This window comes from Corynebacterium sp. (assembly GCF_030826625.1).
In the GTDB taxonomy this organism is placed as follows: Bacteria; Actinomycetota; Actinomycetes; order Mycobacteriales; family Mycobacteriaceae; genus Corynebacterium.
In genome coordinates this window covers 1-7,035 of record NZ_JAPJNQ010000097.1, presented here as the reverse complement: position 1 = coordinate 7,035, position 7,035 = coordinate 1, and the positions used below count along the sequence as shown (strand labels likewise).

Here is a 7,035-nt window from a genome sequence, read left to right as displayed (position 1 = left end):
ATTCCACCAGCGTATCGACGTCCGAGGAAGGCTTAGAATCCTTCAACGTCGGCAAGCCAGCTTCTTCTGCAGCCTGCACAGCGGCGGATTTGTCACCGGTCAGATGCAGTGTGTCTTCGGTAGGGCCGATGAACTTAATGCCATTGTCGGCGCATTTGCGGGCCAGGTCAGCACGCTCAGAGAGGAAGCCATAGCCTGGGTAAACCGCGTCTGCGCCAGTTTTTTTCGCAGCACGGATGATTTCGTCGACGTCCAAATAAGCTTTCACCGGCTGGGCATCACCGCCGATGCGCACAGCTTCGTCAGCAAAGGCACGGTGGAAAGAGTTGCGGTCTTCTCGCGGATACACCGCAACCGTCCGTGCCCCGGTCTCGAATGCTGCGCGGAATGCGCGGACGGCGATTTCACCGCGGTTGGCAACGAGAATTTTATTGAATGCGGGCAAGCCTGACTCTGCCACGTCAAATTCCTTTCGGATATACACATGAGAAATCACCCGACCGGCCCCACATCACTAGGGCCTGGGTAATCTAGATCTCAATATACTAAACCCGCCGTACGAGACGGCGGGTGGGGTGAAATTCCCGGCGCTTAAGTCAGCGTATCCGGAGCAATCAAACGACGTGCGGCCTCGGTGATCGAACCAGACAGCGATGGATACACGGCGAAAGAATCCGCCAAATCCGTTACGGTGAGGTTGTTGGCGACCGCCACCGCGATCGGCAAAATCAATTCGGACGCGTGCGGTGCCACCACTACTCCACCGATAACCAAGTCGGATTGACCGCGGCAGAAAATCTTCACGAAACCGTGACGCAGCGAGCGCATCTTCGCCCGTGGGTTGGTGTGCAGTGGCAGCTTGAACTTACGTGCCAGCACTTCGCCGTCTTCGATTTCTTTTTCCGTCACACCCACCGCAGCGATTTCCGGGCGAGTAAACACCGCGGTCGCCACCGTCTTCAAACGCAGCGGAGAAACGCCTTCACCCAAGGCATGGTACGCAGCAATACGCCCTTGCATCGCTGCAACCGAAGCCAGCGGGAACAAGTTCGAGCAGTCTCCGGCAGCATAGACATTTGGCACGTTGGTGCGTGAAACGCGATCAACTTTGATGTGCCCGGATTTTTCCATTTCCACGCCCAGGCGCTCCAACCCCATGTTGGAAGTATTCGGGATGGAACCAATCGACAGCAGCGCGTGCGAGCCGTGAATTTCGCGGCCGTCGTCAGTAATGACGACCACGCCTTCGCCACCGTCACCGTCGGTGCGCTTTACTTCAGACACACGCGCGTGCTTTTCCAGCTCCACGCCGCGTTCCGCCAGAACTTCCTCGAGCGTATCGGCCGCATCGGCGTCGTCATGCGGCAGGATTCGGTCACGGGAAGCGACCATGGTGACCTTGACGTCAAGCTCGGAAAACGCTGAAACAAACTCGGCACCCGTGACACCAGAACCAACGACGATGAGGTGCTCCGGCAGCTCCTCCAGGTTATAGATCTGCTGCCAAGTCAAAATGCGCTCGCCATCCGGCTGCGCTCCCGGCAAAATTCGCGGGCTAGCGCCGGTGGCAAGCAAAACCAGGTCACACGGAATGAGCTCTTCACGACCATCTTCGCTGTGAGTGGCAGTCACCAGGTGTGTCACGCCCGAAACCATTTCTTCGAAGCTGGCACGCCCCTTAATCACGCGCACGCCAAGCTCTTCCAAGCCTTCTGCGATATCAGCCGATTGCTCATTTGCCAGTACCTGCACACGCTCGTTCAGGGCTTTGACCGACAGGTTGGTCTCACCAATCCCCTCGTTCAAGCCCATGTCGTCGGCACGGCGCAAGTCAGTCTTAATATTCGCACCGGCGATAAACGATTTCGATGGAACACAGTCCAGCAGCACCGAGTTACCGCCCGGAGCCAGATCATCGATCAGGGTTACTTTGGCACCATACTTCGTTGCCGCCGAGGCCGCTTCATACCCGGCTGGTCCGCCGCCTATGATGACCATTCTCTTTGCGGTGTGAGACACGCGGGCTCCTTACACTCTCATCGAAATACCTGCAGCATCAATCTGCAGAGCGCAGTTAAGCTACTGCGTTTAATTCCGTCATGTTCAAATCAGTCAGGTTATAGTCTTGAACTCTATGTTAGCGCGCTTGTTCTTCATAACGCGCGACAATCCCACCAAACACGCGAATGCCGACGGTCAACGCACGCTCGTCGGGATGAAAATTGCCCTGATGTAAATCCTGCATCTCACCGGTACCGGACCAGCAGCCCAGACGCGCCATTGAACCCGGAACGTGTTCGAGATACCAAGAGAAATCTTCGCCTCCCGACGATTGCGGTGCCTGCACCGCCGCTTGCGGATCAATATCAGTGACTGCCTCAGCCAAAATCGCGGTAGCGACTTCATCATTCAGAACCGGTGGTACGCCCTGATCATGGGTGAGCACATAATTGACGCCAGTTGGAGCCAAGATCTCGCCGATAATCTCGGAAAGCTCACGACGCAACCAGCGCCACACGCTGATATCTGCCGTGCGCAGCGTACCCATCACAGATCCTTGTTCCGGGATCGCGTTCGGGGCGAAGCCAGCGTGGATAGCACCAAAAACCACGACGGTACCGGTGCGCGGGTCGATCCGACGAGACAACACCGCAGGTAATTCTGTAACCACTTTGCCCAGCGCATAGACCACATCGCTGGTTAAATGTGGCCGGGAGGTGTGACCGCCGGTACCGGAAACCTCAATTTCGATGACATCTGAGGCCGAGGTGATCGCACCGGTGCGGATCCCGATTTGGCCCACCCGCAACTTCGGCTCAGCATGAACCGCATACAGCGCCGAAACCCCACGCAACGCGCCCCATTCGATGACGTCAACGGCACCACCGGTCATGACTTCCTCGGCGGGCTGGAAAATAACACGCACACCAAAGCTCAACGCCCCCGGATAGGCCCGGAGCAGTTGACCTAACGCGCAGGCCAACCCCAGTGCGACGGTGGTGTGGATATCGTGCCCACAGGAATGGGAAACGCCGTCGATCTGGGAGGCAAATTCAGCATCGGTGATCTCTTGGATTGGCAGCGCATCAATGTCGGCCCGGAAAGCAATCCGGCCTTTGCCGTGGTCATCACCAATATCGACGTACAACCCGGTTTCCGGAAAACGGTGCGGGCTCAGGCCGTAATCTTCCAAAACCTTGCACAGGAAATCGGTGGTGGCGTGCTCTTTGTGCGAAAGCTCCGGGTTGCGGTGAATGTGGCGGCGCCAACCGATCACCTCGTCGTGGTGGTGCTCGATCCACTCAGCAACGAACGAGGCAATGTTCATCAACCCGATCCTTTCTTCAGCTATCAAGAGCTATCAAGCTTCTGCGGCTAGCAATTTTCGTTGGCCACCTGGTTTTTGGTTACTCAGCAATTATACGCCGTAATCACCATCACGCTTATTCGCCATCACGCTTATTCGCCGTCAAGTTCATTCACGGGCACGCTGGCAGGAGTTCCTCAGGCATCAGGAATTTCTAAGGATGCGGTGGTCTGTTCGCTTGCAGTAGTTTGCACGGCGTCGAATTCCGGTAACTCATCAGTGCCAGCACGGGCAAGATACAGCCGGCTAAACCGTGCGGTATCAATCTCATCGACAGGCCAACACCGTCGCAGATGCGGGGTCGTCGTCGGGCACGGCCCCGTCATGATTGCATCTGCGTTCGGCAACAACACCCCCGGAGGGACGTAGAGAATTTGTGCCAGCTTGTACACCGTGGATAACAGCGGATCAGCAGCCTTGTTGCCTGACTCATTGCGCTCTAAATTCGAAATCACGTTGCGCGATAGCCCTGATAATTGTGCCAATCGATTTTGCGAAAGCCCCCGCATTTCGCGCAAGGCACGCAGATTATTCGCCAGCGCATGGCCATAGCTCGTCCAATACCAGCGGTGCAGTTCCGCCATGTGCATCCTCCCCCGAGACGATTTCCCCCACATCATGCTGCACGATGTCGCATGATCGAGCATGATGTTGCGCCCATCATACTATGGTCTAGCACACATGGGTTGGGCGTGAATCGCCGGTAGCGATGCAATCGCACAGCAAGACTCACTGGACGGTTTTCGCACAGCTTCAGAAGTCAATATTGCGCGGACCGTAAAGACGATCTCCGGCGTCACCCAAACCAGGAACAATATAAGCGTTTTCGTTGAGTTCCGGATCAATTGTGGCTGTCACCAGACGCACGGGCAGACCGGATTCTTCCAACGCCTGCACACCCGGTCGCGCCGAAACGATACATACTGCGGTGATATCGCGGGCGCCACGGTCTGCTAATAACTGCAGCGAATGCAGCAACGAACCACCGGTGGCCAGCATCGGATCGACAAGAAAAACCGTACGGTCGCTGAGATCATCCGGCAATGCTTCTAGATAAGGCACCGGCTCGTGCGTCGTCTCGTCGCGTGCCATGCCGATGAATCCGACCTGTGCATCCGGGATCATTGCCAACGCAGGGTCAACCATCCCCAGCCCGGCGCGAATGATGGGAACAATAATTGGTGGGTTGGACAAGCGGGTGCCCGTGGTTTCTGCCACCGGGGTGGTCAGGCTGAATTCGTCAGTATCCAAATTCCGCGCTGCTTCATAAACCAGCATGGAGCCGAGATCTTTCAGTGCTGCACGGAACGCTGCGTTGTCGCTGCGTTGATCACGCAACAAGCTCAAGCGCGCTGCGGCCAAGGGGTGTTCTACCACGGTGATATCCATGGTTCCTATGCTATGCCATCGTTAGCCTGGCATCGGCGTTTTCGCAGTTTTTCACACCCGGTTTTTCTTAGCCGGGAACCACCGCGGTGCTTGTGCAGTCTAATGGGCCATGACGACGTTTGCTTTTGACTTCGACCACGCCACTGCTTTGTCCACGGATATTGAGCGTGCCGCCGCCAATATCCGCGAACCTGCGCCTCCTGCCGTGTATGCCCGCCAGTCAGCAGATTTCGCACGTACCGAGGTCTCTCCTGGTCAGCACGATTTTTTCGCTGCATTAGAACGCGCTACTTCAACCACCGCTGCACAATCCCGAATGTTGGCACGCCGGTTACAAGATGCGGCTGATTCTGGTTTTCGGATGGTGCGCGATGCTGGCGTGGTAGAAACCACGACGGGCCGCGATTTGGGTGCGCTTGACGACGTCATGGCAGGCGGTGCACCGGGTACCTCTGATGCGTCCGGCAGCGATGAGGTGAGCCGATGAACCTGGTAGAAACTCTCGAACGCATTAGTGCGCTTCAGCCTGCGCACCTTGGTAATTTCACTGTGCCTGCGATGCCGGATGTTTCTGCCGCGGGTGCACTGGCAGCTCTCAGTGGCGCCAACGCCAACGCCAACGATATTCAATCTGCGGCTGCATCCATTGATGGTCATAATCACGAGATCGCACAGATCACCAGCGAAGCGCAGGCTGGGATAGAGTCAACGGTCACGGAGCTCGTCAACATTGGGCAATCTTTTGTGCACCAAGCAGGGCTGGTGGTTTTCTCGGCACTTTCTCCTGTACCGGGCAGCACCGTCGCTGCTGTAGCACAGCTGAAAGGGCTCGCCGAAGCCCACATCGCGCAAGCTCGCGGCAGCGTTGACGCGCTTGATCAACAACTATCCGGATTGGCCAGCAAACTACTGTCGATTGCTTCACAGCCGTTTTCTTTAGAAGATTCCAGCACGGTTGCTGCTAACAGCCCCACGGCAGCGACTGCTCCAGCTTCAGTTTCCGCTCCCGCAGCCGAAAACCTGGAGCATGCAGCAGACTCCGCAGCGACCGCAGGAAGCGCAGAACCGGAAATCGCGTTGGCTAGCCATTCCGTTGCTGCTTCCACCGACGCCGGTGCCGAGGCCGGACGGCAAGCCGTGGCTGCAGCCCGCAGTCAATTGGGTACGCCCTATCAGTGGGGAGGGACCACACCGGGATCCGGTTTTGATTGTTCTGGTTTCACCCAGTGGGCATGGGGGCAAGCAGGGCTGGACATTCCGCGCATGGCCCATGAACAAGCCGTGGGACAGCAGGTTTCTGCTAGCGAATTACGCGAGGGCGACCTGGCAGTCTGGGATGGCCACGTCGCGATGTATGCAGGCAATGGCGAACTCATCGAAGCTGGCAGCCCGGTGTCCTTATCTCCACTGCGCACCAACAACCTGGATATGAATTTCCATGGCTTCTACAGACCTACCGCATAGAACAGCACACTGGGTAGTTGGGTTCGCTAAACTTAGTCCCCATGACTAAGCGCGCGATCATCCCGGTTTCCCTTTCGCTCAACAGCGGTGATTTCTATACCCTGTGGGCGCCGATGTGGAAAGAAAACGGCTCGCAATGGGAGGCTTTTCTTGGCGACGACGATAACGTCCTCGTCTTCCCAACTGTTGCCGAAATGCTAGTTTATTTGGAAAACACCACGAAGCACGACCTGCGTGACCACCCGAAATGGGAGGACTTCGCGGAGCTTCCAGAATACCGCGCCACCCCGGAAGAGCGCGATCACTACGATCTCATTGGCCTGCCGCACTACTTGGCTGACCGCCCTTCCTACGAAGCCGTAGCAACCGCAGGAAAAATCTTCTCCATCACCAAAGCACTCGGCAACGTCTGTGCCGATGATGACACCATGATCTTTTTCTCCACCCACTCGGTGCTCAACAATGTGCAACGCGGGGCTGAACACTACTCGGGTGAGCATGGCCTTTCCGAATGGTCTTCTGTAGGACGCGCAGTGTTGTCCAACTGGGAAAAGATCGAATCCAACTTGGCAAACAGCGTCCGCATCGTCGATGTCACCGAGGAATTTTCTGCTGTCGATAAAGACACCCTGGCGGATGCCGAAAAACGCCTGGCGTCTTCGCAAGAAAAAGCTGAACAAGAACGCGCCGAGCGCGAAGAAGAACGCAAGCGCCAGGCAGAAGCAGCCGATCCTTATGATTCTTCCGCATGGGCCGCAGCAGGCATTGACCCAGTGAAAATCACCATCGACGGCAAATCCGTATACACCTTGCGC

General features: G+C 56.8%; 7 protein-coding genes and 1 pseudogene. 3 read left to right on the top strand and 5 right to left on the bottom strand.

Features of this window, described 5'->3' with window-relative positions:
* The 5 genes from RCH87_RS09705 to upp form a co-directional block, all read right to left on the bottom strand.
* A partial coding sequence (locus RCH87_RS09705) for a biotin carboxylase N-terminal domain-containing protein (protein WP_306516500.1) occupies positions 1-460 on the bottom strand: 460 nt, incomplete at its 3' end.
* Positions 461-591: 131 nt separating this feature from the next.
* A complete protein-coding gene (locus RCH87_RS09700; protein WP_306516501.1) occupies positions 592-1,998 on the bottom strand; it encodes an NAD(P)H-quinone dehydrogenase in 1,407 nt (468 codons plus the stop codon).
* Between the two features lie 139 nt (positions 1,999-2,137).
* Positions 2,138-3,328: an amidohydrolase gene (locus RCH87_RS09695; RefSeq protein WP_306516498.1), complete on the bottom strand. Its 1,191-nt coding sequence runs from the start codon at positions 3,326-3,328 to the stop codon at positions 2,138-2,140.
* Between the two features lie 176 nt (positions 3,329-3,504).
* A complete protein-coding gene (locus RCH87_RS09690; protein WP_306516497.1) occupies positions 3,505-3,951 on the bottom strand; it encodes a helix-turn-helix transcriptional regulator in 447 nt (148 codons plus the stop codon).
* 169 nt (positions 3,952-4,120) lie between these two features.
* Positions 4,121-4,756 (bottom strand): uracil phosphoribosyltransferase, encoded by a 636-nt coding sequence (upp, locus tag RCH87_RS09685; RefSeq protein ID WP_306516496.1) that lies wholly within the window; start codon positions 4,754-4,756, stop codon positions 4,121-4,123.
* Between the two features lie 109 nt (positions 4,757-4,865).
* Between upp and RCH87_RS09680 the strand changes: the two genes are divergently transcribed.
* The 3 genes and pseudogenes from RCH87_RS09680 to RCH87_RS09670 all read left to right on the top strand — a co-directional run.
* Positions 4,866-5,243 (top strand): hypothetical protein, encoded by a 378-nt coding sequence (locus tag RCH87_RS09680; RefSeq protein WP_306516495.1) that lies wholly within the window; start codon positions 4,866-4,868, stop codon positions 5,241-5,243.
* Positions 5,240-6,220, top strand: coding sequence for a C40 family peptidase (locus RCH87_RS09675; protein WP_306516494.1), 981 nt, complete (start codon positions 5,240-5,242; stop codon positions 6,218-6,220). The genes RCH87_RS09680 and RCH87_RS09675 overlap by 4 nt, the downstream gene beginning before the upstream one ends.
* Before the next feature lie 41 nt (positions 6,221-6,261).
* A pseudogene (locus tag RCH87_RS09670) lies at positions 6,262-7,035 on the top strand (hypothetical protein); the annotation flags it as partial.

What these genes read in the sequence shown, in the direction of transcription:
- RCH87_RS09690 (WP_306516497.1), bottom strand. Translation starts at nt 3,951, where the DNA reads ATGGCGGAACTGCACCGCTGGTATTGGACGAGCTATGGCCATGCGCTG.
- RCH87_RS09695 (WP_306516498.1), bottom strand. Translation starts at nt 3,328, where the DNA reads ATGAACATTGCCTCGTTCGTTGCTGAGTGGATCGAGCACCACCACGAC.
- RCH87_RS09680 (WP_306516495.1), top strand. Translation starts at nt 4,866, where the DNA reads ATGACGACGTTTGCTTTTGACTTCGACCACGCCACTGCTTTGTCCACG.
- upp (WP_306516496.1), bottom strand. Translation starts at nt 4,756, where the DNA reads ATGGATATCACCGTGGTAGAACACCCCTTGGCCGCAGCGCGCTTGAGC.
- RCH87_RS09700 (WP_306516501.1), bottom strand. Translation starts at nt 1,998, where the DNA reads ATGGTCATCATAGGCGGCGGACCAGCCGGGTATGAAGCGGCCTCGGCG.
- RCH87_RS09675 (WP_306516494.1), top strand. Translation starts at nt 5,240, where the DNA reads ATGAACCTGGTAGAAACTCTCGAACGCATTAGTGCGCTTCAGCCTGCG.